The sequence below is a fragment of the Virgibacillus sp. FSP13 genome (genome assembly GCF_054048505.1).
The window spans coordinates 80,434-102,629 of sequence record NZ_JBSVKG010000007.1 but is presented as its reverse complement, the minus strand read 5'-3'; the positions used below and the strand labels follow the sequence as shown (position 1 = coordinate 102,629).

Here is a 22,196-nt window from a genome sequence, read left to right as displayed (position 1 = left end):
ATCTAACGGTAATGATAATCATTTTCAATTGTAATGTCAATTATTTGTCAAATAGATTAAACAAATATCATTGCAGTGCAAGACGATTACGATTATACTTTTAATTGATAATGATTCTTAATCGGTTTATTTCGTACAATTGGTGAAGTCAGGGGAATAGGATGGTAACACTTATTAAAAAATCAACTTTATTAAAAAGTAGTATTATTATTATTGCATTAATCGTTTTAATTATTTCGATTGGATTATCTGTTTCATATGGGGCTGTCGACATTAATCTTTCGACTGTTTGGCAAGCCGTTTTTCATTTCAATACGAATATTACAGAACATCAGGTTATCCAGGAATTGCGTTTGCCGCGCGCCATTAGTGCGGCATTAGTTGGTGCGTTTCTAGCAGTATCAGGTGCGATCATGCAAGGATTGACACGTAATCCCTTAGCATCTCCGTCAATTATGGGGGTAACGGATGGTGCGGCATTTACACTTGTTGTCATGCTCGCATTTTTCCCAGGAGCAAGTAACTTTGGATTTACAGTCGCATCCTTCGTGGGTGCAGGCATTGCAGTAGTACTCGTTTTTATGGTTGGATCCTTTTCGACAAGTGGATTAACACCTGTTAAATTAGCGTTGGCGGGTGTAGCGATAGGCACGCTACTTAGTTCTCTTTCTTCTGTCATTTCCCTCCATTTTCAACTTGAGAAACAAATGAGTTTTTGGTTTGCCGGAGGATTGGCTGGAACGGATTGGACATCAGTTTTTATTTTGCTTATTTCTGGTGGGGTGGGTCTGTTTTTGGCTTTAGCCATTTCCAGATCGATTACACTGCTTAGTTTAGGTGAAGATGTCTCAACTGGTTTGGGACAAAACAACCTTGTTACTAAGATTATTGGTATTGTAGCCGTATTGGTGTTGACCGGCGCAGCTGTATCTATTGCAGGAACAGTTGCATTTGTTGGCTTAATTATCCCCCATATAACTAGATTTATTATGGGCACAGATTACCGCTGGATCATACCATCATCAGCATTGTTTGGAGCACTTTTGCTAGTGTTATCTGACGTGACCGCACGGTTGGTTAATGCTCCGTTTGAAACACCTGTTGGGGCCATAACATCACTTATTGGTGTTCCATTCTTTTTATATTTGGCACGAGGCAATGGAGGGGCTAAATCATGACATCAGAGAAATCGATAAAACGAAAAAGCTTCCAAGCTGTAATGGTGTTATTAGTCTTGCTAATTATTGCAATGTTTTTTGTTAGTTTAAGTACAGGCGTTATTAAAATAGCACCACTTGAAGTAATAAAAACACTCGCTGGTAACGGAACTGAAAGGCAGGAATTGGTTCTGTTTGATTTTCGTTTACCTGGGATTGTTTTAGCTCTATTGATTGGTGCAGGTCTTGCCGTATCAGGTGTCATTTTACAAGGTGTAACCCAAAATGAACTTGCTGATCCTGGTATATTGGGAATTAACACGGGTGCGGGTCTTGCGGTTGTGTTATTTATCTACTTTTTCCAGGATGCTATAAATGTGGAAAGTTCCGTCTCGGCGTTTATCATGCCATTATTTGCTCTAGTTGGTGCGGTTTTTGCAGCATTTCTAATCTATACATTGGCATGGAAAGACGGCGTTAATCCTGTACGGTTAATTTTGGTGGGAATTGGAGTTAATGCCGCGTTTAGTGCAGCATTAATCATTTTTCAATTGAAAATGGATCCACAAGACTTTCGTCAGGCAACTGTTTGGCTTGCTGGTGATATATGGAATGCAAATTGGAGTTTTGTGTATGCTTTGTTACCGTGGATTTTAATTTTGATTCCTTTTACACTACATAAAGCCCATAGTTTGAATGTGCTGAATTTGGGTGATGACATTGCATCGGGTCTCGGGTCAAAAGTAGAGCACGAACGACGAATCTTATTATTGCTTGCAGTAGCGCTTGCTGGGGCATGCGTCGCTGCGGGAGGAGGGATTGCCTTTCTTGGTCTGGTTGTCCCACATATTGCGAGAAGAATTGTCGGACCAACACATCAACGGATCATTCCTGTTTCAACGTTGATTGGCGCATTATTACTGATGGTAGCGGATGTGATTGGTAAAAATGTCCTTGCCCCAACTGAAATTCCAGTCGGTGTTGTTGTCGCTATTCTTAGTACACCTTATTTCGTGTATTTATTGATGAAAACGAAATAAAAGTAGACAAAAGCAATAAACGATGTGAACAACCTTTAGAATAGCATCGTTTGGTCTGATCCGGGACAAGTTAGTGAGGAGGGTTTACGATAAATAAACAGTTAGAACTATATGATGTAACTATTATCGGTGGGGGACCAGTTGGTTTATTTACCACATTTTATAGTGGTATGCGAGAAATGAAAACAAAGATAATCGAATATCTTCCATTTCTTGGTGGAAAGGTACCTTATTTTTACCCGGAAAAAATCATTCGGGATATTGGTGGAATTGCCAAAATAACCGGAGAAGATTTGACAACACAATTAGTTGAACAAGCGAAAACGTTTGATCCAACAATTGTGCTTGGTCAACAAGTAACGACATTAAAAAGATTAGATGATGGAAATTTCATCGTACGCACGCATAATGGGGAAGAACACTATACTCGGACGATCATTTTAGCAACAGGATTTGGTATGTTAAAAACAATGAAGTTGGACTTACCTGAAGCACGAAATTACGAACAAGCGAATTTACACTATTTTGTGCGTGAACGCGAAAAGTTTCGTGGAAAGAAAGTTGTGTTAACTGGTGGTGGGAATACGGCAATTGATTGGGCAAATGAGTTGGAACCAATTGCGGATGAAGTATCGCTGATTTATCGAAAAGATGCATTTTCAGGGATGGAGAGCAATGTATCACAAATGAAAAATTCGACAGTTAAACTCTTCACCCCTTACAAAATAGTAAATTTAATTGGGGACGGCAAAACGATTTCGAAAATAACCATCGAACATATAGAATCGGGTGAACAGCGGATGATACCACTTGATGATCTTATCGTTAATCATGGATTCGAGATTGATTTAGGGCCTATTGCCGCGTGGGGTTGTGACATGGCTGACGGAACAATGAAGGTTGACAGCACGATGCAGACGTCTATTCCAGGAATTTTTGCTGTTGGTGATATTGCCAACTACCCAAACAAACTGCATTTAATTGCTGGGGGCTTTAATGAAGGACCGATTGCAATAAATAATGCGAAACAGCATATTGCACCGAATGAGGAACTAAAAGCACTGTTTTCAACGAATATGGATACGTTTGACAATTAGGCTGTTATCCCTAATGAGGGGGATACAGCCATTATTTTTAGCAAATTTTTCTTGTCCAAATGCGCAAAATCCCTGCACGTTCTCAATTTTCATTTTATGAAGGAATTTCAACAATATAATGGTGATCGTTGACTAATGCTTGAAATAGGTAATAATAGTACTAGGCAACTACTATTTTGGAGGAAAAAATGTATGAAAAAGTTATTATCAGTTATATTTATTATCACTCTTTTGTTCAGTGGGATTAATCCGATACATGCGGAAGAAGAGGAATCCATCAATGAAGAAATGATCTATTCTATTTTTGTTGACCGGTTTAACAATGGAGATCAACAACTTGGTGATCAGGTAAACGTTGATGATCCAGCAGCATATCATGGCGGGGACATTGAGGGGATTACAAATAAGCTAGACTATATTAAAGAGCTAGGTTTTACGACTATTTCCTTATCCTCAATTATGAAAAATGCACCTGATGGATATCATGGCTACTGGATTAAGGACTTTTTTAAAGTAGAAGAGCAGTTTGGAACATTGGATGATTTAAAGACATTGGTGAACGAGGCACACAAGCGTGATATGAAGGTTATGCTTGAATTTGTGCCGAATTATGTTGCACCGTCACATCCATTCGCAGATGATCCTGATAAAATAATTCCAACTACAGTGACAGACACATTGTGGTTAGATCAAGCAGTAACATTGAATGTCAAAAATTCGGAAGTGAAAAACATGCTATTTAAGGCTGCTGATTATTGGCTTGAAGAGGCAAATATTGACGGCTATAATGTGCATGCAATTGAGCAAACGCCAATTTCGTTTTTAAATGAATTCGTTGATCATGTAAAGAGCGTCAAACCGGATATCTATTTAACCGGCAGCGTCCTAAAGGAAGAAGATGTAACAGATGACTATTTACATACTGGCATTCCATTGATTGAAAATTCCACGATGAAAGCAACGTTGTCAAGTGTTCTAACGGATATTGGTACACCACCTGAGGAGATTTATCAAGTATGGGAAGAGTCCGGGAAAAGAACAGGCTTATTGTCGATTGACGATAAGTTTACCAAGCGTTTTACTAGGAAAATCGTTGAAAATGGACAAAACCCTCTAACAACTTGGAAGCTAGCGCTCGCTTATATGTATACAACACCCGGCGTGCCAGTAGTCTACCAGGGTTCTGCAATTCCAATGGATGGCGAAACACAGGAAGAGGTACAGCGATTAGTCCAATTTAATAATAAAGATCAGGACCTACAAAACTACTTTAATAAAATCGCGACCATTCGCTCGCAGTTCCCTGTATTAGCATACGGCGACTTTGAATTCATCGGATCAACTGGAGCGATGAGTGTGTTTAAACGTTTTGACGAAGATACAACAATATTTATCGCAATAAATAATGATACAGGAACAAAGGCTGTTACTACTAAAGCTGTACCTGATGGCATGCAGTTGACTGGTTTATTAGGTGATAATATTGTTCGCGCAGATGAAAATGGAAAGTATAAGATCGGAATTGACCGTGAATCAGTAGAGATATATGTGGCAGAACCAGATAAAGGTTTAAACTGGCCATTCATCGCAATGATAGTTGGTATATTTGTAGTATTTATTTTTGGAGTTGTCTATTTAAGTATAAAACAAAGAAAAAGAAGCCATTAAGTTTTTTGGCTTCTTTTTCTTTGCACTTTAAATAGGATTAGTATAGAAAAAACTAGGCATCCGCTATAAACGAATACCGAGTTTTCTAAGAACGAAACTTTTACAGAGCATATTCATGTGATGATTTTGCCCCTTTTTCATGTAAAATATTAAAGATTTCTTGATAAGAAGTGATGTCAATTTCTCCAGCGATATATTTTTTTTGATAAAAGTCCAATAGCTGATTGATCGACTCGTACGCTTGTTTGCGATCTTGTTCGTATCCCTTAATCAGTTCATTTAACTGCATAGTCACTCTCCTTCACCTATTTTTTGAAACAACTTGTCCTAATAAACATTGGTTTTAAAAATATATGATGGAGCTAATTATTTCATGCATTATGATGTACTTTTTGAAACATAGTGGAGGTCCAAATGACTAAAATGCTTAGAAACAACAAGACGCTTGCACCTAACAACCCCTGTGAAAGATACGGCATCGTGCCAAACCCACACCAGCGAGCCAATCCATCTCCAAATAAAAAGAACTCATTTAGTAGAAAGCCAATAAAAAAGAATAGTAGTCCTGCTTGTGTGACCTTATTTTGGATGTTGATAATATTGGTTAATTGAAATTGTGTCAGTATAAAGATACTAACGAATCCTAACAATGTAAAATGTAAGTAACCAATAATAATACTTCTCGTTTCATAGACAAGACTGGCCATTGTTGGCGAGATTAACCCTAACTCCATAGTGCTTTTTACTACCAATAAGAAAAAGGTGATCCAGAGGCATATAATCGTGGCCTCATGAAACTTTTTGTATAAATACACCCAAATCCCCTTGAAGGCAATGACTACACAAATGGCACCAATCCATTGACCAATACTACCAATTGTCGCAAGGATGTTACTATAACTCCCTAAATCAGCCCAAAGAATCGATAGAAAATAACCTGGGAATAAAGAGAGAAAATAAAACCAGAATCCAGCTTTTAACATGGACTGATTAAACGGAATTTGTTTTCGATGTAACAAGAAAATAAGTAATCCAATTAAAGACAAATAAAGCCAACCATTGTATTGAAAATGTAAGTAAAAGTATATAGCCATGTCAAAAAGATGGCTATTCCTCAACCCGTTTGCAGCAATGAATCCGAGTGAAAAAGGACCGATTGATGAGATGATTAATGCAAACAAGGAACCCTCGATAAACAATAATCCTGTCTTGGAAAAATTCTTGTATGATTTTATGTGTCGATAGATAAAAATAGCTGCCCAATACTCTGTAAGTATGTGCAGGCTGGATATAATAATCGAATACAATCCATAGCCTTGATAAAGGAATGCAACAAACATCGAAACAGATGTTATAAAAAGTATGATTGTTAGGTAAATTGCCTCTGTCTTCTGCCTAATAGATTTCCAAAAAAGTGTTAGAAATATAATAAGCACGCCTAAAAATGCCCAACCTAATATGGCTAAATGGGAGTGCCCGTGCATAACATTTGTATATGCTAGTTCCATCTTTGGATAAAGCGGAAAAGATCGCATCCATAACCCTGATAAAGCTGTTAGTAATAATAATAAAAACGTAAAGTGAACAAAGAGTCGTGGCATTCCGCTCTCGCCTCCTGTAAGTTAACTTCTTCTATCATCCTAGAACAGGAGGGAAGTTGCAATAGTTATCCGTTTAATGTCAAAAAAATATAACATATTTATGTCGAATTTAGAAATTATTAGGTGGAGCAACTGGTTTAAAGAAGAGGCTGCCCACGCGGACAGCCTCTTTTTTAAAATGGTTATTTATCGTTTTCATTCAAAAAAAACAATGCAATCGTACCTGGACCGGAATGAGCACCGATAACAGATCCAACCATTTCAATAACAATATCTTTCGGGTTGAATTTCTGTTTAATCATGTCGGCCAACTTTTCAGCTCTTTCTATATCATCTCCATGGCTAATACCAATGACTTGATTTTCTAAGTCCGTACCACGTTCTCCCATAATTTCGACGATCCGTCCAAGTAATTTTTTGGATCCTCGGATCTTTTCAAGAGGAATCAATTTGCCGTCATCTACATGTAGTATCGGTTTGATTTTTAATAAGGAACCAACGAATGCAGCTGTTTTACTGACCCGTCCCCCGCGATAAAGGTATTCCAAATTATCCACAGTAAAAATATGTTCCATGTGTGCTGCAACGTATGCTCCAGTTGCTAAAATTTCCTCTGTGCTTGCCCCATTTTTCGATAATTGTGCAGCCCGGAGTACAACCAGACCATAACCAACTGATGCGCATTTTGTGTCGACAACATGGATGGGGGCATCAGGATTTTCCTCCTTAATTTCTTGTTCGATCATCTTTGCTGCTTGATATGTACCAGATAATTCAGAGGAGAATGCAAAATAAATTAAGGGTTGATTTGCATCTGCATACGATGTAAAAATAGTTTTAAAGGATTGTGGGGAAACTTGTGATGTTTTTGGGCTTTTTCCCTGACGCATGGCATCATAAATAGTTTTTGGCGAAATTTCTTTTCCATCTTTGTAATCTTTTTCGTCTAAATGAACGGTTAATGATACCATTTCAATGTCAAATTCGTTATAATGTTGTTCTGATAGATCACATGCTGAATCGGCAAGAATCTTTACATTCATTTCTGTCACCTGCATTCTATAATAAACTTTTCTTTCTTTTAGTTTATAGCTATCAAGGTGGTTAGTCAAAGTATATTTCTTTATTATTTTTAAAAATGGAATAATAGCCAGCAGCTTAAGAGGGAGGTACTTATGTTTTTATTTGAGGCTAAACGTATTGTAATTGTTATTTTTGGTTCCTTGTTAGGGGCCATTTCTCTAAATTTCTTTCTTATTGGTGCAAATGTTTATGCCAGCGGGTTTACTGGGGCTGCACAGCTTATATCAAGTGTATTTAATGACTTTCTTGGTATAGGAATCAGCACTGGTGTTTTACTATTCTTACTAAATATTCCAGTTGCCATTTTAGGATGGATCAAAGTGGGAAAGGGTTTTACCGTTTATAGTGCTATTTCAGTTGTTTTTACAACGCTATTTCTTGAGGTATTGCCTGTTATTCATTTATCTGAAGATATTATTCTGAACGCGGTATTTGGCGGTGTCATTGCAGGGATAGGTGTTGGGATTACATTGAAATTAGGTGCATCAACAGGTGGTATGGATATTGTTGCAATGGTACTTTCTCGCATGAAGGATAGACCAATTGGAACTTATTTTCTCCTATTAAATGCTATCATTATTGCGTTGGCTGGTGTGCTCTATGAACCGGAAAACGCGCTTTACACAATGGTGACGCTCTATGTAACAACACGTGTAATCGATGCTATTCATACTCGCCATGAAAAGATTACAGCGATGGTCATTACTCGAAAAGCGGATGAACTGCACCGGGCAATCCATAATAAAATGGTGCGGGGAATTACCATTTTACCTGCAAAAGGTGCTTATACAAATGAAGATAAAAATATGCTTTATCTTGTCATAACGCGTTACGAATTATATGATTTGGAAAAAATCATTTCGGAAATCGATCCGAATGCATTTACAAATATTGTGCAGACAACGGGTATTTTCGGATTCTTTAGACGGGATAATTAAATAAATGGTTAGGGGAAATCTATGGTGAAAAAATACGTATTTCTTTTTATTGCAACGCTTCTATTGGCAGGATGTAGTGGCCAGGATGAGCAGGAAACAAAACCAGAACCAAAAGCTGACAATGATGTAACATCAACAGATGAGGAAGCAGTTTCTGTACAATTTAACAATATCGATATAACGACACCAGATGGAAAAATCCTCGTAAAAGGAAATGCAACAGCAAGCGATGATGTGTTTTACTTCACGTTAAAATATGGAGAAAAAGTTGTTGTCGATGAAACGAAAGTGAAATTGGATACAGATGAAGCTGGATGGGGGGCTTTCGAACTGGAAATAGATCAACCAAAAGATGCCGAAACAAAAGAACAAGTCCCACTATTTACGTTTTATGTAAAAAATGAAGCGGGCGAAATGGTTAATCCAAATTATATACCAGTTGATGTTGTTGTGGAATGATAAAAGACAGCCCTGTGCTGTCTTTTAACATGTGCTATTTAATTCGAATAACCGTGTTTTTCAAATACGTTTTCTACTTTTGGCTGGAGGTCGTCCCATTCAACGTCAAATTGTTTATTAACGGTAATGAAATTTTGGTATCCAAAGACATTATCAACGCCTTCTAGTTGCATTAAATCATTAAGTATTGCATGTTCACTTGTATCCCCAGGCATGACGGAAATGCTAGCGGTACCTTCAAAAATTAATTTATCGGTTGAGAATTTTAGTGCGTTTGGATTTGGTGTAGCTTCAGCTCGTAATCCCATTTTGTAATTCCTCCTAATTTTACCTACTTATATACATAATAGCAGAAATGGTTCCAATAAGAAAGAAATTATAATTAAAATCCCCCGCCATATTGACGGGGGAAACTACTCAGCATAGCGATACTGTTTCATCATTGTTAATGAATTAGTTATTGACTATGACAAGCTTTTTTATTGTTGGAGGTTAACTCAATTGGTTTTTTTGTTTGAGTGTTTGCTCAAGTTGTTTCAAATGCTGCTGCTCTTCTGCGGTAGAATTTGAATATGCTTGTTGGATAGCATTTTGTGCAGCTTGTTTCTCTTGAGCACTTGGATTACCTTGAGCATTGGTTAAGCGATTTACAGCGGATTTTGCTTGTTGAAAAAGATTATTTTCCAATTAAAACCCTCCTACTGTATGATTGTCGGCTTCCTCTTGTTTCCGTTCCACATCTGAAAAACGTGATCTGTATGGAAATCGTTCAGCGTGTTTTTTAACTGAATCAGAACCTTGTTGAGTAAATCGTTTTGACTTACTTCGCTTCCCCATGATGATTCCTCCCAACAAAATAAGTGAACGCAATTTAATTTACGTTCACTTATAGTATGGATGGAATCCTTTCAAATATTGAAGGTAAATGCCGGCAAAATTAGATAGCTTTTACTTCAAGTCTTAAATAATTTTCTAAAAATGTACCAATTCCATCTTGCTCATTTGTATCTGTCACGTAATTTGCAAGCGATTTTAATTCATCAATCGCATTTCCCATTGCAACCCCGACACCTGCATATTCAATCATTTCAAAATCATTGTCCTCATCACCAAATGCAATAATTTGATCTTGCGGGATATCATAATATTGCGCGACTTTTTGCAGGCCAATTGCTTTGTTCATGCCTTTTTTTACAATTTCAATAATATTCCATGGTGCGCCCCATTTACGGTGTTCAATTAATTCCGCGTGGTAGTCATCTAAATGGTTCCTTAATTCCTGAATGTGGTCCTTTTTTGGATGAATGAGTAATGAAGTTGGATCATCATTCAATTCATTTTTTAAACTTCCAATGGTAAACGGTGGATCGTTTTGGGTTGTATGAAATATTTCCAAAATTTCTTCATCATATTTATCAAGATAAATATTATCTTGTACTTCGGCCAAAATATTATTTACGCCAATTTGATAACTTGCATCAATAATTTTAAGGGCAGTTCTTTTTGACATTGGATTGTGCAACACGTCCCATTTGTCATCGTATGGATGGTGGATAAGTGCTCCATTAAAATTGACCATCGGTGTACGCAATCCAAGTTCATTGTAATAATTAATGCTTGCCCTATGTGGTCTGCCTGTTGAAATGACAACAATATGACCTTCTTCCATTGCTTTTAATACTGTTTGTTTTGTGCGTGGACTGATTTCTTTTTTGTCTGTCAATAGCGTACCATCTAAATCCAGAGCAATTAAATGCCGTTTATTTTCCATCAAATTCACCTCGTATTCCTTTAGTTTATAAGCGAATCAGAAGAAAGTAAAGGGGAAGATGGCATATGTATGAAATGTTTGTAAATGAAGGAATAATCGGTGTAAATTTAGGCTACGTTTTGTATAATTAGGGTAATCGCAAATATGGAGGTGTTTCTATTGAGATTAAATGTGGAACAAACGATTATTGATTTGCTGAGGGAGAAGGTATCTCCGTTTTTAATTATCCTTTTTGGTTCCACTGTTAATGGCACCGCTCATCGTGAAAGTGATATTGATATCGCTTTCTTGAATGATTCTACAGAACTAGATGCATATGATTTATTCATAGTTGCACAAGAGTTAGCGGCAACACTCCATCAAGATGTCGATCTGATTGATTTGAACAAAGCCAGTACTGTTTTTCAAGCGCAAATTATTGATACAGGAAAAGTTATATATTGTACAGATGAATTAAAAAAGGCGAAGTATACTATGAAGACCTTGAAAATGTATGCAAAGTTAAATGAAGAACGGGCAGAAATACTTCAAAAAGTTAATGAGAGTGGGTCCGTTTATGGAAAATGACGTTATACTAAATAAAGTGGCCATAATTGAACGATGTATAAAGCGAATTCATGACGAATATAAAGATAATCCCATCAATTTAACCAACTTTACCAAACAAGATTCGATCATTTTAAACTTGCAAAGAGCGTGTGAGGCGAGTATCGATTTAGCTATGTATATTGTCTCGGAAAAACAATTAGGACTCCCACAAAACAGCAGAGATGCGTTTTCATTTATACAGACAGAAGGCATTATTACTTCATCTCTTGCTCAAAAAATGAAAGCAATGGTTGGTTTTAGAAATATTGCAGTTCACGATTATCAAGAAATTAACTTAACTATTTTACAAAAAATATTGGATGAACATTTAGAAGACTTTTCGAAGTATACCCAAGTTATTATGAAGTATTAAATCATCGTGTTAGTTGCAAAAAGCTGGGAATTAATACTATGATGAATTATACATTATTTTTTACGAGAGGATCTTTTAACATGATTGGGATTTATCATAAAGAATTTAAGACAATTCCCGCGTTAGTTGTCGTTGATTCTGAAAAAGGGAAAAAAGCGTTGCCTGTTGTTACATATTTCCACGGTTTCACAAGTGCAAAGGAACATAATTTGCCATTGGCCTATTTGTTAGCTGAGAAAGGGTATCGGGTTGTATTGCCAGACAGCGAATACCATGGCGAGCGTGAAATCGAGATTTCGGCAATTAAAAAGCAGGTCTCCTTTTGGGACATCGTAATGCGAAATGTAAAGGAATTAAAAGAAATCAGGGATGTACTTGATCAGGAAGGGCTTTTGCAAGATGGCCGTATTGGAATTGCAGGAACGAGTATGGGCGGAATAACTACTTCAGCCGCTTTAACCCAATATCCATGGATAAAAGCGGCTGCGGTTCTAATGGGTTCACCGAAAATCACTACCTATGCCAAAACATTGGTAAATAGCTTTAAGCGCATGGGAAATTTACCTGTAACAGATGAAGAAATTGATCAATTATATGAAGAACTTAAAGCGTATGATTTATCTAAACAACCGGAGAAGCTTGCTGGCCGACCATTACTATTTTGGCACGGGGAAAATGATTCTGTTGTTCCGTTCGATCATTCCTACACATTCTATGACGACGTGAAACATCAGTATACCAATCAAGAAAATATCCGTTTTCTTAAGGAAGCGAACCGTGATCACAAGGTGAGCCGCTATGCGATCTTAGAAACAGTAAAATGGTTTGATAAGCATTTGTAGAAAGCGTGCAAAGTGTGAGGTAAATCATTTTAAAAAACCGGAAAATATGTTTAAATATAAGTATGAAATAGTTAGGGAGGTATTGGCATGGAGGAAGCGTTACAGGATAATATACTAGGTGCACTTGAAAACGTTATTGACCCTGAACTAGGCATTGATATTGTCAATCTTGGTCTTATCTATGGTGTGGACTTGGATGATGCTGGTCTTTGCACCGTTACGATGACACTTACAGCTATGGGCTGTCCACTTTCAGCACATATCGAAGCTGACATAAAACGTGCACTTTCAGATATTCCAGAAATAAAAGAAATAGATGTTAACATTGTATGGAACCCACCTTGGGGCAAAGATAAAATGTCACGTTATGCAAAAATTGCGTTAGGTATTCCAGATTGATCAAGTTTTTTTAATGAGGTTGATTCATTGTCATGGATCGGCCTTTTTTAGTTTTGGAAAAATGAGGGAAACAGATGCAAATATGTCAAATTGTCGGTTATAAAAATTCTGGTAAAACAACAGTAATGAACGAGCTTATCCATTATTTTTCAAGTGAAAATAAAAAAGTCGGATCGTTTAAACATCATGGACATGGTGGGGAGCCGGACATGGTAAAATCAACGGATAGCTACCAACACTTCACAGCAGGTTCCCACATTAGTGGTGTACAAGGTGAAACGACAACACAATTGACCTTTAACAAAATTAAAATAGAAGAAGTTTTCCGTTTATATGAACGAATGTCAATTGATATTTTATTTATCGAAGGGTTTAAAACAGCTGATTTTCCTAAACTTGTTTTAATAAATAGAGAAGAGGACAAAGCGCTTTTAAACGACCTTTCCAATATAATCGCAGTAGGTTCATGGGATGAGAACTTACTGGAAAATGTGGGATATCCAACATTCCCAATTACAAAAATGGATTCATATTTAACCCAACTAGCTGAATACATACTAGACTGAAGGTGTAAGGATGGAAAAGAACTTTTGGATTACCGATCAACCAATCCAGTTAAATGATTGTATCACCAAAGTTGTTCGTGCTGAGGCCGGGGCGATTAATACATTTATTGGAACCGTTCGTGAGTTTACGAAAGGCAAGCGAACGTTATATTTAGAGTACCAAGCGTATGTTGCAATGGCTGAGAAGAAGCTTGCTCAAATCGGTGCAGAAATTGATGAAAAATGGCCTGATGCTAAAACTGCCATCGTACATCGAATTGGCCGATTAGAAATAACGGATATCGCTGTCGCAATCGCTGTCTCAACCCCACATCGAAATGATTCCTTTGAAGCAAGCAGGTATGCAATTGAACGAATTAAAGAAATTGTGCCGATTTGGAAAAAAGAACATTGGGAAGATGGGACAAAGTGGATTGGTGATCAGAAAGAGAAGACATCCTACCAAGACAAATTGCCTAGTAAGGAGGAAATGCGCAATGATTGATGTATTATTTTTTGCTGAGCTGCAGGAAGTGGTTGGTAGCGAGAAAATTTCTGTTGAAGCCAATATCACTACAGTGAAAGAACTGAAAGAGAAGCTAGTAACAACTTATGAGCTGGATACAATCGACAATGCAATGGTAGCCATTAATGAGGAATATGCAACAGAGGATGCCAAGGTTTCCAGTGGTGATGTGGTGGCGTTTATTCCACCGGTAAGTGGCGGCTGATTCTAACGGGGGGGGACGGGGTCGGATGGATATGAGAACGTTGAATGGCGCTGATGCTCAAGCGTATAGAAGTTTATGTGTAGAGGCTTTACAAGATAGCCCGGAGGCATTTGTGACCACATATGAGTAAGAAAAACCCTATTCATGAAACAGCCAATAAACTAGAGAATAAAAATAGTATTCATTTCGGGGCATTTAAAAAGGGAAAACTTGTAGCTACTGTAACATTGCAGTTTGAAACGTTTATAAAAATGTAGCATAAAGCGCATATACTAGCTATGTACGTGTCTCCTGATGCTCGTGGATTGGGTATAGGAAAGGCTCTATTGACTGAAGCCATAAATAAGGCTAAAGAATTAGGAAAGGAACAATTGCAATTGACGGTTGTTTCGAATAATGAAGCTGCAAAAACCCTTTACACACAATGTGGTTTTACAGTCTATGGGGTTGAAAAAGAGGCTAAAATATATTTTCAATCCAAAATGATCCGATCAACACGATTAATCCAACAATATAGCTGAAAAATGCTGGTTTAGCCCATTTCATGGAAAATCCATGCGATAAACTGAACATGGGGACAAGTTTATAAGAAAATCCAAAAATCAACAGTGTAAACCACCCCGCTACACCTAGAACAATGTGCGAATGTAATATCGTGTTATGGTTGCCAACCCCTCCAAAGGCAATATTCCATGCCAGCAAAAATCCCGCTGCAATTGTTAAGAAAAAGCAGATGATTAATTGCACCGGAAACGAATAGAGTCATCATATTTTTCTTTTGTTGTTTGACAATTGTTTTTGTCATTTGGACTATAAACATGATAATTCCGATAATGGCAAGAATTCCACCGTAAATTGCAAAATCAGGCTTCAATCCAAGTAGTATTGCGAATACTGTGACCCCAACAGCATTAAAGATAAATTGCACATAGCCAAATGTCTGATTCCAAATCGGTGTTAAGAAGGCGACATGAACAAGTTGATACATGGCACCCATTGTAATCATGACGGCATATCCCAACAGTAGAAAATGTGCTCCCATCCAAATATCGGGAATGCGGAAATGGCCCGCTAATAACAGGTCATTATGGAACAATAGAATGACTTGTGCAGCAACTAAAGCTACCAAAGCATACAAAATGAATGCGAGTGGTAGTTTCATGTTTGTGTCTGATTTCATGTTCATACCGGGCATCATACGTTAATCACCCGTCTTTGTTATCGTAATTTTGAAGCTTCCATCATCAAGGGCTTCTGTTTCATGCAGATAGCCGCGATCGTTCAATTCTTCATATAAAAACATGGGACGACGGTCATTTATAATGGATAAGGATTGGCCGCTTTTCATTTTATCCAATGCTTTTAATGTACGCATCATCGGTTGTGGTGGTTCTAGCCCACGGTTATCAATAATCACTTTTCCATTGCCTCCTTTTTGGTATAGGTAACTTTAAAATGTTTTTTCTCTACTCTTTCCACTTCATGTTCAAAGCCTCTTCGTTTTAAAACTGCATGTAATGGAACCGGATTAAATGGAGCATGTAGGATAAAAGATTGTCCTTCCTCCAATTGCTTAACCGTTCCCATGATTTTATCAAAAGGCTCTTTCTTTAAACGAAGATCTTTCCGAACGTCTAATTCGATAACCTCGTTTGTTTCCACTAAAATCACCTCATTTTATATTTAAAGAAACTGCTTCTGTTTGCCTCTCTATTTATGATAATCATTTTCAATTAGAAAAGTAGTGATTTCTGTCACAGCGGATAGCGGTGGTTCAACCGGAATTAACAAAAAAAGCACCCCGAAAATAATTCGAGGCACCCTGTTAAATTTAGAACAATTCATCTTCTAATTTGTCAGTTTGCAGAATAAAATAACCACCTTTATCTGTTGTTATTAACTGTTGTTTTTTCAATTGTGTTAGTGTACGACTGACTGTTTCTCTACTGGACCCGATCATATTGGCAAGTTCCCGATTTGTAAAATGTGTGCTAATCCGTGTTTGATTTTCTTTTGTCTCTTTTCCATAATGCCTGGCAAGACGCAATAAAAGCATAATAATTTGTTCATATGTATTATGCAAAATTTTTTCTTCTAATCTAATTTGTAAATCAACAATTTTGTCACCAAGAACTCGAAATAATTTTACGCAAATTTCCGGATGCGTGATGAGAAAGTCTTCAAAGGAGTGAATGGGAATATAGATCAGAATAGCATCATCCAGTACTTGTGCGTGTGCCGGATAATTATCTTTGCGGAAAAAGCCCTGATGTGGAAACATGTCATCCGGTTGAAGCACATTGACGATTTGCTCCTTGCCATGGAAATCTGTCTTATATATTTTGACTTTTCCCTGGCGAATAAAATAAACATTTGTTAGCGGGTCGCCCTGCATGAAAATGTGTGTTCCGTGTCGATACATACGCGATTTTGCTAGATCCACAATTGGCTCCATCTCATACTCGGTTAGATCTTTGAACAATGGTACTTTTTGTAGAAGCTCCCAGACGGATTGGCTGTTCATGATTATTCTCCTTTCCTGGATAAATCATTATGGCATAAAAAGGCTTGCTAGCGTTATTAATCTTCATTCTATCACGTTCTAGCAAATTATATGTGAACAGATTATGATAGCGTGATAAAAATCATAGTGGATTGGTGTTTATTCTAACAACGTATGGAAGGAGGAGACTTTATGATAGAGATGATCCAGAAAATACGGTAAAAAAACAGGAGGTAACAAAATGGAATTCAGAACAAAAATATTTGCGCCGGATATTGATCCAAGACACCGTCACCCAAAGATTTTTGAAGTATTCGATAGTTTGAAACCCGGCGAGTATATGGGCTTTCCAATGATCATAATCCAAAGCCACTATACTATCAGTTAATAATTGAACGAGGAGAAGATTCCTTTACATGGGAATACACAGAAGAAGGACCATCACTTTGGCGGGTAGCGATTGGTAAAAAATAATGCCTCTTAAAAGACTTCTGAGCAATTCAGGAGTCTTTTAAGAGATATAGTAAAGTGTACACATGTGAATAACATCATATCTAATGTAGTGAAAACGAAGTATCCTAACAGTGTAAATCATATACAAGGAGATGGTACCATGTATTCACAGGATTATAATAAAAACCCCTTTATTGTTATATGGGAATTAACGCGTGCTTGTGCATTAAAGTGTTTACATTGTCGTGCCGAAGCCCAATATCATCGGCATCCAGGAGAACTAACATTGGAGGAAGGGAAAAATTAATCGATGATATCTATGAAATGAATAATCCAATGCTTGTCTTTACTGGTGGGGATCCATTAGAACGCTCGGATGTTTTTGAAATTGCGGAGCACGCCATAAAAAAAGGTGTTCGTGTATCAATGACACCATCCGCAACCCCGAATGTGACAAAAGAAGCGATGCGGAAGGCGAAAGATGTTGGTTTAGCACGTTGGGCCTTTAGTATCGATGGGCACTGTGCAGAAGTTCATGATCATTTTTGCGGCACATCCGGTTCGTTCGATTTAACGATGAATGCCATTCGTTATTTGCATGAACTTGAGATGCCATTGCAAATTAATACCGTTATTTCACGTTATAATGTTGATTTTCTAGACGAGCTTGCTGAAATGGTTGAACGGTTAGGTTGTGTGCTTTGGAGTGTATTTTTTCTAGTTCCAACAGGACGCGGCAAAGAATCGGATATGATCTCACCAGCAGAACATGAGCGGGTACTTTAACAAACGGTTAACACTTTCACGGGATGTCCCACAGAAATTAGCCAGTTCCTGATTTGTTAAGACCATATCAATATAAATACTGCCGTTAGCTTGTTTCTTACCATAACTATTAGACAGTCGAATTAATGTGGAAAACAGGGCACCTTTTTTCCTGTGTTGGACAAGATCACGAAACCTCGTTTGATCACGACGGAAAGCCTGATTCATTACTTTCATGAATTCAATTGCAAGGCTACCATTATTCATTAATTCATCCTCTAGCTGGGATTTTTTTATAACAGCGACCTCACCATCTTCCAGTACTTTCGCATTCAAAATATATTTTACATCATCATACAAAGAAAGCTCACCAACAATATCTCCTTTATCGCAGATCCGCAGTATAAGTTCTCGTCCATCGGGTGATAGCTTACCAATTTGGATTGTCCCCGATTGGATAATGTATAACTCCTCAGCGCTTTCCCCCTCGGAAAATAAAAAGCTACCTTTTCGAATTGGCTTGATGTGGTCAGCAGAATCTAAAAGTTTTTTTAGTTCATCAGATATGTTTGGCTTGATGTATGTGTTCTTCATGCTTGAAACCCACCTTTATAAGGGATAATGCCACATATAATACCATTTAATTATATCAGTATAGAATGGTCAAGAAAAAAGCAGTAGTTCTATACCACTGCTTTTTAAAGAAATACGATAACAAGTATACCAACAATAAAGCAATAAAAAGCGAAATATTTTAAATTGCCTTGTCTCATAATATTAATAAACCATTTTAAGGCAAAATAGGATGCGATAATTGATGCCATAAAGGCTAATAGATACGGTATCATTAATGCATCAAAGTTGTTGTCATTCACAATGTCTCCAACAGACATAACAGTTATGCCGAGACTTACCGGAATATATAATAGGAACGAAAATCGCAGTGCAGTTTCTTGTTTCATTCCAAGAAGCATTGCCGCGACAATGGTTGCTCCAGATCGGCTAATTCCAGGGACCAAGGCAACAGATTGTGCTAGTCCGACAATGACAGCATCTTTTACCGTTAAATCACCATCGTTTTTATTACCACGCAAATTGCGAATGATCCAAAGAGCAACACCTGTGATAAGCAATGTTATACCAACAACAGCAACGGTGCTTAGTTTACTGCTAATGTAATCCTCTAACAGCAGCCCGATAATGCCGGTTGGAATCGTTGCAACAACCAGATACATAACAAATTGGAAATCTTTTTTTGCTGCTGCATCTCTTGTGAAAATAAACCGAAAAAAATGATCAATTAAACGGATAATATCCTTCCGATAAACGACCAACACGGCAATAAGTGAACCAAAATTTACGAGTATTTCAAAGGAAAGTCCCTTGATCTCTAAGCCAAACAATTCCCGTAAAATTACTAAATGACCACTTGATGATATCGGGATTGGTTCGGTGATTCCTTGAAAAAGGCCTAATACTGTGTACTTAATTAGTAACCAAAATTCTGTAATACCATCCATGAAAAATGCCTCCTTTGTTCATAACATTTAGTATTGTGATTTTCTCCGCGTTGCTATTTGTTTTAAGTCACCATCTTATAGGCTAATGAATAGTCTAGTTGGTGAGGAGGTTGAAGAAGAATGAAAAACAATTATCATCATATATACGAATTATGTAAAGATCATATGCATTCTTATGTGCTTGCTGAAATGGTTGATGGAACCAAGGTTGACGGTATTGTAACTGGATTGGACGATGAGTACGTTTATTTAGCGCTTCCGTTAGAACAGCACGAGCAATATACACAGCCAAACATGCCAAACCATCATGACCGGCAATTCGGTTATGGGTACCAGGGATATGGGTATCCAGGTTATGGTCCTGGGTATGGCCCCGGGTATGGTCCTCCGAGGAGATTTAGACGCCTTGTATTACCTTTGGCAGCATTAACCGCGTTAAGTATATTGCCATGGTATTAGGCAAAACGGCTTAAAAAATTCTCTATCATACGAAAACCCTTGCCATCTCCTTGTTGGCAAGGGTTTATGTGTATTGCTAGTAGGTTAGCTGTATTCGTGTTCCTCTTGTTCACCTTTTAATATACCTTCTCCTAGGAGTAAAATAGCTACCGTAAAGATAATCGCAAGGATAAGTGCATGCATGAAATTGAAAGGAGCACTAGCCATACTAGTTAAAATATAAGAAATAACACAGCTAATTAATAATGCCCAAACAAACGTCCAAATAAACCGCATTTGTAACACCTCATTTTTTACATTCTTCATTTATATTACCAAATTGATTAAAAAAATAAAAGTATTTCTTTTACATACCGAATAATATAGTAAGTAAATCATAGGAAGGATGATGGTAATGTCATTATTTGTCACAAATTGTTTTCAATGGGTTGGTTTTCATATTGTAAATTATTTAATTGAACATGATTTCAAAGTTGATGGATTTGACGAAATCAAAACGGGTAAACAAGAGAATTTATCGATGCTCGTTGGGCGTAATGATTTATTTTCATTGGTAACAGAAAAAAATCAGAAGAAGGCATACGACATGTTGATCTTAAATGGTTCACATGAGTCACAGCTAGATGTACAGGCAAACAGAACCTTTCGTCTTTGCAGTGATTCCTCAGGTAATAAACGTGCACCACGAACAACGATTATAAAATTACCATTGCTTTTCGGTGAATGGATGCCAATGAATGAAAAGGGGATGTATGCTCAAAATACATTTATACCTTTCGATTCTGCTGATTTTTTACACAATGGTGTTTATATTGAGGATTTTATCAATTGCTTGGCCCAGTTAATTCAAATGAATCATTTACCTTCATTCATTGAGATAAAATCAGCGAAAAATAAAGCGAGGAAAGAAAAGGAACTGGAAAAAACTATTTATCCGCGTGACATAAGGCCCATAGAGGAAAATGTTAAAAAGGTGTTAGAGCATTACAATAGGTTTTATGACCTGTATGAATAGTAACAACTAAATAGGAACTTATTTTGAGAAAAAAGGTATGTCATGCCTATGCTCTGTAATATAAATGTAATGATGGATAATATTTACGATAGATAGGATTAACGATACAATTAACATAGTGGAAAAATAGTCCCACCAATGTTCATGGATAGGAGTGCACATGTTGAAAAAACAATTCATCTTAATCCTAATTACTATCATTTTTCTATTACCAGGCTGTAGTCATTATTTTGATGAAGGTAAGATTCAACGCGTAGGCATGTTGGTAGAAACCTCGATCCATGATCAATCATGGGGAAAAAAAGGGTACAAGGGCCTATTGGCAATTCGTGATGAATTTGATGTTGATGTGTATTTTAAAGAAGGTGTAAAAACAGAGCAAGATGTCATTAATGCTGTGGATGAACTGGTCCAAAAAGGAGTAAATCTAATCTTTGGTCACAGTAGCACATATGGTAAATATTTTGTGGATATATCTGAAACATATCCCGATGTCCAATTTGTCTATTTTAATGGTGGCTATTACGCGGAAAATGTTACAAGTTTAAATTTTAATGCGAATGCAATGGGGTATTTTAGCGGCATGGTTGCTGGTCGAATGACGAAAACAAATCATGTTGGTATTGTTGCAGCATATGAATGGCAGCCAGAGGTGGAAGGTTTTTACGAAGGGGTAAAATTTCAAAACCCCGATGCAGAAGTACATGTGGACTATGTAAATGATTGGAACGATGAGAAAAATGCATTGGACAGCTATGAGAAAATGCATAATGATGAAGTTGATGTCATCTATCCAGCTGGTGATGCATTTAGTGCCCAAATGATTAAGCAAGCAAGCAGTGACGGAATTTATGCGATTGGTTACGTCTCCGATCAATCACAAATCGATGAACATGCGGTCCTAACAAGCACGGTTCAGCATGTTGATATGTTATATGAGTTAATAGCTGAAAAATTTAATAATGGCGAACTTACTGGACAAATTTTAACGTTTGACCTTCAAGATGATGTCATTACATTGGGCAAATTTAGTCCTGAAGTGCCTAAGGAATTTCGGAAAAAGGTTGAAGAAGACATAGAGAATTATAAGGAAACTGGATTGTTACCGAATGAACAAGGATTTTAATGTTTGTTCCTTAAAAATGAAGTGTTCATTTTTGTTTTTCCCTTGCAACAGAGGGAAGTATGC

General features: G+C 37.2%; 32 protein-coding genes and 2 pseudogenes. 20 read left to right on the top strand and 14 right to left on the bottom strand.

Going from position 1 to position 22,196, the window contains the following annotated elements; all coding sequences use genetic code 11:
* The first annotated feature begins 161 nt into the window (after window positions 1-161).
* The 4 genes from ACW2QC_RS08475 to ACW2QC_RS08460 all read left to right on the top strand — a co-directional run bounded on the left by ACW2QC_RS08475 (window position 162) and on the right by ACW2QC_RS08460 (window position 4,962).
* Window positions 162-1,178 carry a FecCD family ABC transporter permease gene (locus ACW2QC_RS08475; RefSeq protein WP_457543535.1) on the top strand — a complete coding sequence of 339 codons (1,017 nt, stop codon included), beginning with the start codon at window positions 162-164 and terminating at the stop codon, window positions 1,176-1,178.
* Window positions 1,175-2,197: a FecCD family ABC transporter permease gene (locus ACW2QC_RS08470; protein WP_457543534.1), complete on the top strand. Its 1,023-nt coding sequence runs from the start codon at window positions 1,175-1,177 to the stop codon at window positions 2,195-2,197. The genes ACW2QC_RS08475 and ACW2QC_RS08470 overlap by 4 nt, the downstream gene beginning before the upstream one ends.
* Window positions 2,198-2,286: 89 nt before the next feature.
* Entirely contained in the window at window positions 2,287-3,294 is a 1,008-nt protein-coding gene (locus ACW2QC_RS08465) for an NAD(P)/FAD-dependent oxidoreductase (RefSeq protein WP_457543592.1), read from the top strand.
* A 192-nt stretch (window positions 3,295-3,486) separates the two neighbouring features.
* Entirely contained in the window at window positions 3,487-4,962 is a 1,476-nt protein-coding gene (locus ACW2QC_RS08460; protein ID WP_457543533.1) for an alpha-amylase family glycosyl hydrolase, read from the top strand.
* 100 nt (window positions 4,963-5,062) lie between these two features.
* On the opposite strand, the gene yppF is transcribed toward ACW2QC_RS08460, so the two are convergent.
* The 3 genes from yppF to ACW2QC_RS08445 form a co-directional block, all read right to left on the bottom strand.
* Window positions 5,063-5,251, bottom strand: coding sequence for a YppF family protein (gene yppF / locus ACW2QC_RS08455; protein WP_457543532.1), 189 nt, complete (start codon window positions 5,249-5,251; stop codon window positions 5,063-5,065).
* Between the two features lie 82 nt (window positions 5,252-5,333).
* Window positions 5,334-6,563 (bottom strand): hypothetical protein, encoded by a 1,230-nt coding sequence (locus ACW2QC_RS08450; protein ID WP_457543531.1) that lies wholly within the window; start codon window positions 6,561-6,563, stop codon window positions 5,334-5,336.
* Window positions 6,564-6,745: 182 nt separating this feature from the next.
* Complete coding sequence (locus tag ACW2QC_RS08445; protein WP_457543530.1) at window positions 6,746-7,606, bottom strand: DegV family protein; 861 nt, start codon at window positions 7,604-7,606, stop codon at window positions 6,746-6,748.
* Between the two features lie 132 nt (window positions 7,607-7,738).
* Between ACW2QC_RS08445 and ACW2QC_RS08440 the strand changes: the two genes are divergently transcribed.
* Complete coding sequence (locus ACW2QC_RS08440; protein ID WP_457543529.1) at window positions 7,739-8,584, top strand: YitT family protein; 846 nt, start codon at window positions 7,739-7,741, stop codon at window positions 8,582-8,584.
* A 21-nt stretch (window positions 8,585-8,605) separates the two neighbouring features.
* Window positions 8,606-9,043, top strand: coding sequence for a hypothetical protein (locus ACW2QC_RS08435; protein WP_457543528.1), 438 nt, complete (start codon window positions 8,606-8,608; stop codon window positions 9,041-9,043).
* Window positions 9,044-9,081: 38 nt separating this feature from the next.
* On the opposite strand, the gene ACW2QC_RS08430 is transcribed toward ACW2QC_RS08435, so the two are convergent.
* From ACW2QC_RS08430 to ACW2QC_RS08415, 4 genes are all read right to left on the bottom strand, one after another.
* The gene (locus ACW2QC_RS08430; RefSeq protein WP_457543527.1) at window positions 9,082-9,351 is read right to left on the bottom strand and encodes a NifU N-terminal domain-containing protein; all 270 of its coding nucleotides are present in this window, start codon (window positions 9,349-9,351) and stop codon (window positions 9,082-9,084) included.
* A gap of 184 nt (window positions 9,352-9,535) precedes the next feature.
* Window positions 9,536-9,730 (bottom strand): DUF3813 family protein, encoded by a 195-nt coding sequence (locus ACW2QC_RS08425; protein WP_457543526.1) that lies wholly within the window; start codon window positions 9,728-9,730, stop codon window positions 9,536-9,538.
* Window positions 9,731-9,880, bottom strand: coding sequence for a hypothetical protein (locus ACW2QC_RS08420; protein ID WP_199794697.1), 150 nt, complete (start codon window positions 9,878-9,880; stop codon window positions 9,731-9,733). It abuts the gene before it with no gap.
* Window positions 9,881-9,980: 100 nt separating this feature from the next.
* Complete coding sequence (locus tag ACW2QC_RS08415) at window positions 9,981-10,814, bottom strand: Cof-type HAD-IIB family hydrolase (protein ID WP_457543525.1); 834 nt, start codon at window positions 10,812-10,814, stop codon at window positions 9,981-9,983.
* Window positions 10,815-10,973: 159 nt separating this feature from the next.
* On the opposite strand from ACW2QC_RS08415, the gene mntA reads away from it, so the two are divergent.
* The 9 genes from mntA (at window position 10,974) to ACW2QC_RS08370 (ending at window position 14,813) form a co-directional block, all read left to right on the top strand.
* Window positions 10,974-11,381: a type VII toxin-antitoxin system MntA family adenylyltransferase antitoxin gene (mntA, locus tag ACW2QC_RS08410; protein ID WP_457543524.1), complete on the top strand. Its 408-nt coding sequence runs from the start codon at window positions 10,974-10,976 to the stop codon at window positions 11,379-11,381.
* Window positions 11,371-11,775 carry a type VII toxin-antitoxin system HepT family RNase toxin gene (gene hepT, locus ACW2QC_RS08405; RefSeq protein ID WP_457543523.1) on the top strand — a complete coding sequence of 135 codons (405 nt, stop codon included), beginning with the start codon at window positions 11,371-11,373 and terminating at the stop codon, window positions 11,773-11,775. The genes mntA and hepT overlap by 11 nt, the downstream gene beginning before the upstream one ends.
* 80 nt (window positions 11,776-11,855) lie before the next feature.
* Window positions 11,856-12,617, top strand: coding sequence for an esterase (gene yjfP, locus ACW2QC_RS08400; RefSeq protein WP_457543591.1), 762 nt, complete (start codon window positions 11,856-11,858; stop codon window positions 12,615-12,617).
* An 87-nt stretch (window positions 12,618-12,704) separates the two neighbouring features.
* A complete protein-coding gene (locus tag ACW2QC_RS08395) occupies window positions 12,705-13,016 on the top strand; it encodes a metal-sulfur cluster assembly factor (RefSeq protein WP_106498037.1) in 312 nt (103 codons plus the stop codon).
* A 74-nt stretch (window positions 13,017-13,090) separates the two neighbouring features.
* Window positions 13,091-13,582 carry a molybdopterin-guanine dinucleotide biosynthesis protein B gene (gene mobB / locus ACW2QC_RS08390; RefSeq protein ID WP_457543522.1) on the top strand — a complete coding sequence of 164 codons (492 nt, stop codon included), beginning with the start codon at window positions 13,091-13,093 and terminating at the stop codon, window positions 13,580-13,582.
* 10 nt (window positions 13,583-13,592) lie between these two features.
* A complete protein-coding gene (locus tag ACW2QC_RS08385) occupies window positions 13,593-14,066 on the top strand; it encodes a molybdenum cofactor biosynthesis protein MoaE (protein ID WP_457543521.1) in 474 nt (157 codons plus the stop codon).
* Window positions 14,059-14,292: a molybdopterin converting factor subunit 1 gene (gene moaD, locus ACW2QC_RS08380; protein ID WP_457543520.1), complete on the top strand. Its 234-nt coding sequence runs from the start codon at window positions 14,059-14,061 to the stop codon at window positions 14,290-14,292. Before ACW2QC_RS08385 ends, moaD begins: the two co-directional genes overlap by 8 nt.
* A 122-nt stretch (window positions 14,293-14,414) precedes the next feature.
* Window positions 14,415-14,549, top strand: a complete 135-nt coding sequence (locus ACW2QC_RS08375; RefSeq protein WP_457543519.1) for a hypothetical protein — start codon at window positions 14,415-14,417, stop codon at window positions 14,547-14,549.
* Window positions 14,550-14,561: 12 nt separating this feature from the next.
* Entirely contained in the window at window positions 14,562-14,813 is a 252-nt protein-coding gene (locus ACW2QC_RS08370; protein WP_457543590.1) for an N-acetyltransferase family protein, read from the top strand.
* Window positions 14,814-14,950: 137 nt separating this feature from the next.
* Here the strand turns inward: ACW2QC_RS08370 and ACW2QC_RS08365 are convergent, their stop codons facing one another.
* From ACW2QC_RS08365 to ACW2QC_RS08350, 4 genes are all read right to left on the bottom strand, one after another.
* Window positions 14,951-15,490: a hypothetical protein gene (locus ACW2QC_RS08365; RefSeq protein ID WP_457543518.1), complete on the bottom strand. Its 540-nt coding sequence runs from the start codon at window positions 15,488-15,490 to the stop codon at window positions 14,951-14,953.
* 3 nt (window positions 15,491-15,493) lie between these two features.
* Entirely contained in the window at window positions 15,494-15,709 is a 216-nt protein-coding gene (locus tag ACW2QC_RS08360; RefSeq protein ID WP_106498030.1) for a DUF2249 domain-containing protein, read from the bottom strand.
* Window positions 15,706-15,954, bottom strand: coding sequence for a DUF2249 domain-containing protein (locus ACW2QC_RS08355; protein WP_457543517.1), 249 nt, complete (start codon window positions 15,952-15,954; stop codon window positions 15,706-15,708). Before ACW2QC_RS08355 ends, ACW2QC_RS08360 begins: the two co-directional genes overlap by 4 nt.
* Before the next feature lie 169 nt (window positions 15,955-16,123).
* Window positions 16,124-16,816: a Crp/Fnr family transcriptional regulator gene (locus ACW2QC_RS08350; RefSeq protein ID WP_457543516.1), complete on the bottom strand. Its 693-nt coding sequence runs from the start codon at window positions 16,814-16,816 to the stop codon at window positions 16,124-16,126.
* Between the two features lie 220 nt (window positions 16,817-17,036).
* Here ACW2QC_RS08350 and ACW2QC_RS08345 point away from each other — a divergent pair.
* Together ACW2QC_RS08345 and ACW2QC_RS08340 are read left to right on the top strand one after the other, a co-directional pair.
* Window positions 17,037-17,269, top strand: a pseudogene (locus ACW2QC_RS08345) (DUF2249 domain-containing protein).
* 139 nt (window positions 17,270-17,408) lie between these two features.
* Window positions 17,409-18,028: pseudogene (locus tag ACW2QC_RS08340) on the top strand (radical SAM protein); the annotation flags it as partial.
* Here ACW2QC_RS08340 and ACW2QC_RS08335 read toward each other — a convergent pair.
* Entirely contained in the window at window positions 18,005-18,607 is a 603-nt protein-coding gene (locus ACW2QC_RS08335) for a Crp/Fnr family transcriptional regulator (protein ID WP_457543515.1), read from the bottom strand. The pseudogene ACW2QC_RS08340 and the gene ACW2QC_RS08335 overlap by 24 nt on opposite strands.
* Window positions 18,608-18,711: 104 nt before the next feature.
* Window positions 18,712-19,524 (bottom strand): undecaprenyl-diphosphate phosphatase, encoded by an 813-nt coding sequence (locus ACW2QC_RS08330; RefSeq protein WP_457543589.1) that lies wholly within the window; start codon window positions 19,522-19,524, stop codon window positions 18,712-18,714.
* A gap of 129 nt (window positions 19,525-19,653) precedes the next feature.
* Between ACW2QC_RS08330 and ACW2QC_RS08325 the strand changes: the two genes are divergently transcribed.
* Window positions 19,654-19,992, top strand: a complete 339-nt coding sequence (locus tag ACW2QC_RS08325) for a hypothetical protein (RefSeq protein ID WP_457543514.1) — start codon at window positions 19,654-19,656, stop codon at window positions 19,990-19,992.
* A gap of 84 nt (window positions 19,993-20,076) precedes the next feature.
* On the opposite strand, the gene ACW2QC_RS08320 is transcribed toward ACW2QC_RS08325, so the two are convergent.
* Window positions 20,077-20,268, bottom strand: coding sequence for a YjzD family protein (locus tag ACW2QC_RS08320; RefSeq protein ID WP_457543513.1), 192 nt, complete (start codon window positions 20,266-20,268; stop codon window positions 20,077-20,079).
* A gap of 118 nt (window positions 20,269-20,386) precedes the next feature.
* Here ACW2QC_RS08320 and ACW2QC_RS08315 point away from each other — a divergent pair, with 118 nt between their 5' ends.
* Together ACW2QC_RS08315 and ACW2QC_RS08310 are read left to right on the top strand one after the other, a co-directional pair.
* A complete protein-coding gene (locus ACW2QC_RS08315) occupies window positions 20,387-21,007 on the top strand; it encodes a hypothetical protein (RefSeq protein WP_457543512.1) in 621 nt (206 codons plus the stop codon).
* Window positions 21,008-21,167: 160 nt separating this feature from the next.
* A complete protein-coding gene (locus tag ACW2QC_RS08310) occupies window positions 21,168-22,133 on the top strand; it encodes a BMP family ABC transporter substrate-binding protein (RefSeq protein ID WP_457543511.1) in 966 nt (321 codons plus the stop codon).
* Window positions 22,134-22,196 lie beyond the last annotated feature (63 nt).

Excerpts from the sequence above, each read along its gene's own strand:
- ACW2QC_RS08475 (WP_457543535.1), top strand. The coding sequence starts at position 162 with ATGGTAACACTTATTAAAAAATCAACTTTATTAAAAAGTAGTATTATT.
- ACW2QC_RS08470 (WP_457543534.1), top strand. The coding sequence starts at position 1,175 with ATGACATCAGAGAAATCGATAAAACGAAAAAGCTTCCAAGCTGTAATG.
- ACW2QC_RS08460 (WP_457543533.1), top strand. The coding sequence starts at position 3,487 with ATGAAAAAGTTATTATCAGTTATATTTATTATCACTCTTTTGTTCAGT.
- yppF (WP_457543532.1), bottom strand. The coding sequence starts at position 5,251 with ATGCAGTTAAATGAACTGATTAAGGGATACGAACAAGATCGCAAACAA.
- ACW2QC_RS08450 (WP_457543531.1), bottom strand. The coding sequence starts at position 6,563 with ATGCCACGACTCTTTGTTCACTTTACGTTTTTATTATTATTACTAACA.
- ACW2QC_RS08445 (WP_457543530.1), bottom strand. The coding sequence starts at position 7,606 with ATGAATGTAAAGATTCTTGCCGATTCAGCATGTGATCTATCAGAACAA.
- ACW2QC_RS08440 (WP_457543529.1), top strand. The coding sequence starts at position 7,739 with ATGTTTTTATTTGAGGCTAAACGTATTGTAATTGTTATTTTTGGTTCC.
- ACW2QC_RS08435 (WP_457543528.1), top strand. The coding sequence starts at position 8,606 with ATGGTGAAAAAATACGTATTTCTTTTTATTGCAACGCTTCTATTGGCA.
- ACW2QC_RS08430 (WP_457543527.1), bottom strand. The coding sequence starts at position 9,351 with ATGGGATTACGAGCTGAAGCTACACCAAATCCAAACGCACTAAAATTC.
- ACW2QC_RS08420 (WP_199794697.1), bottom strand. The coding sequence starts at position 9,880 with ATGGGGAAGCGAAGTAAGTCAAAACGATTTACTCAACAAGGTTCTGAT.
- ACW2QC_RS08415 (WP_457543525.1), bottom strand. The coding sequence starts at position 10,814 with ATGGAAAATAAACGGCATTTAATTGCTCTGGATTTAGATGGTACGCTA.
- hepT (WP_457543523.1), top strand. The coding sequence starts at position 11,371 with ATGGAAAATGACGTTATACTAAATAAAGTGGCCATAATTGAACGATGT.
- yjfP (WP_457543591.1), top strand. The coding sequence starts at position 11,856 with ATGATTGGGATTTATCATAAAGAATTTAAGACAATTCCCGCGTTAGTT.
- ACW2QC_RS08395 (WP_106498037.1), top strand. The coding sequence starts at position 12,705 with ATGGAGGAAGCGTTACAGGATAATATACTAGGTGCACTTGAAAACGTT.
- mobB (WP_457543522.1), top strand. The coding sequence starts at position 13,091 with ATGCAAATATGTCAAATTGTCGGTTATAAAAATTCTGGTAAAACAACA.
- ACW2QC_RS08385 (WP_457543521.1), top strand. The coding sequence starts at position 13,593 with ATGGAAAAGAACTTTTGGATTACCGATCAACCAATCCAGTTAAATGAT.
- moaD (WP_457543520.1), top strand. The coding sequence starts at position 14,059 with ATGATTGATGTATTATTTTTTGCTGAGCTGCAGGAAGTGGTTGGTAGC.
- ACW2QC_RS08375 (WP_457543519.1), top strand. The coding sequence starts at position 14,415 with ATGAGTAAGAAAAACCCTATTCATGAAACAGCCAATAAACTAGAGAAT.
- ACW2QC_RS08365 (WP_457543518.1), bottom strand. The coding sequence starts at position 15,490 with ATGATGCCCGGTATGAACATGAAATCAGACACAAACATGAAACTACCA.
- ACW2QC_RS08350 (WP_457543516.1), bottom strand. The coding sequence starts at position 16,816 with ATGAACAGCCAATCCGTCTGGGAGCTTCTACAAAAAGTACCATTGTTC.
- ACW2QC_RS08335 (WP_457543515.1), bottom strand. The coding sequence starts at position 18,607 with ATGAAGAACACATACATCAAGCCAAACATATCTGATGAACTAAAAAAA.
- ACW2QC_RS08325 (WP_457543514.1), top strand. The coding sequence starts at position 19,654 with ATGAAAAACAATTATCATCATATATACGAATTATGTAAAGATCATATG.
- ACW2QC_RS08320 (WP_457543513.1), bottom strand. The coding sequence starts at position 20,268 with ATGCGGTTTATTTGGACGTTTGTTTGGGCATTATTAATTAGCTGTGTT.
- ACW2QC_RS08315 (WP_457543512.1), top strand. The coding sequence starts at position 20,387 with ATGTCATTATTTGTCACAAATTGTTTTCAATGGGTTGGTTTTCATATT.
- ACW2QC_RS08310 (WP_457543511.1), top strand. The coding sequence starts at position 21,168 with ATGTTGAAAAAACAATTCATCTTAATCCTAATTACTATCATTTTTCTA.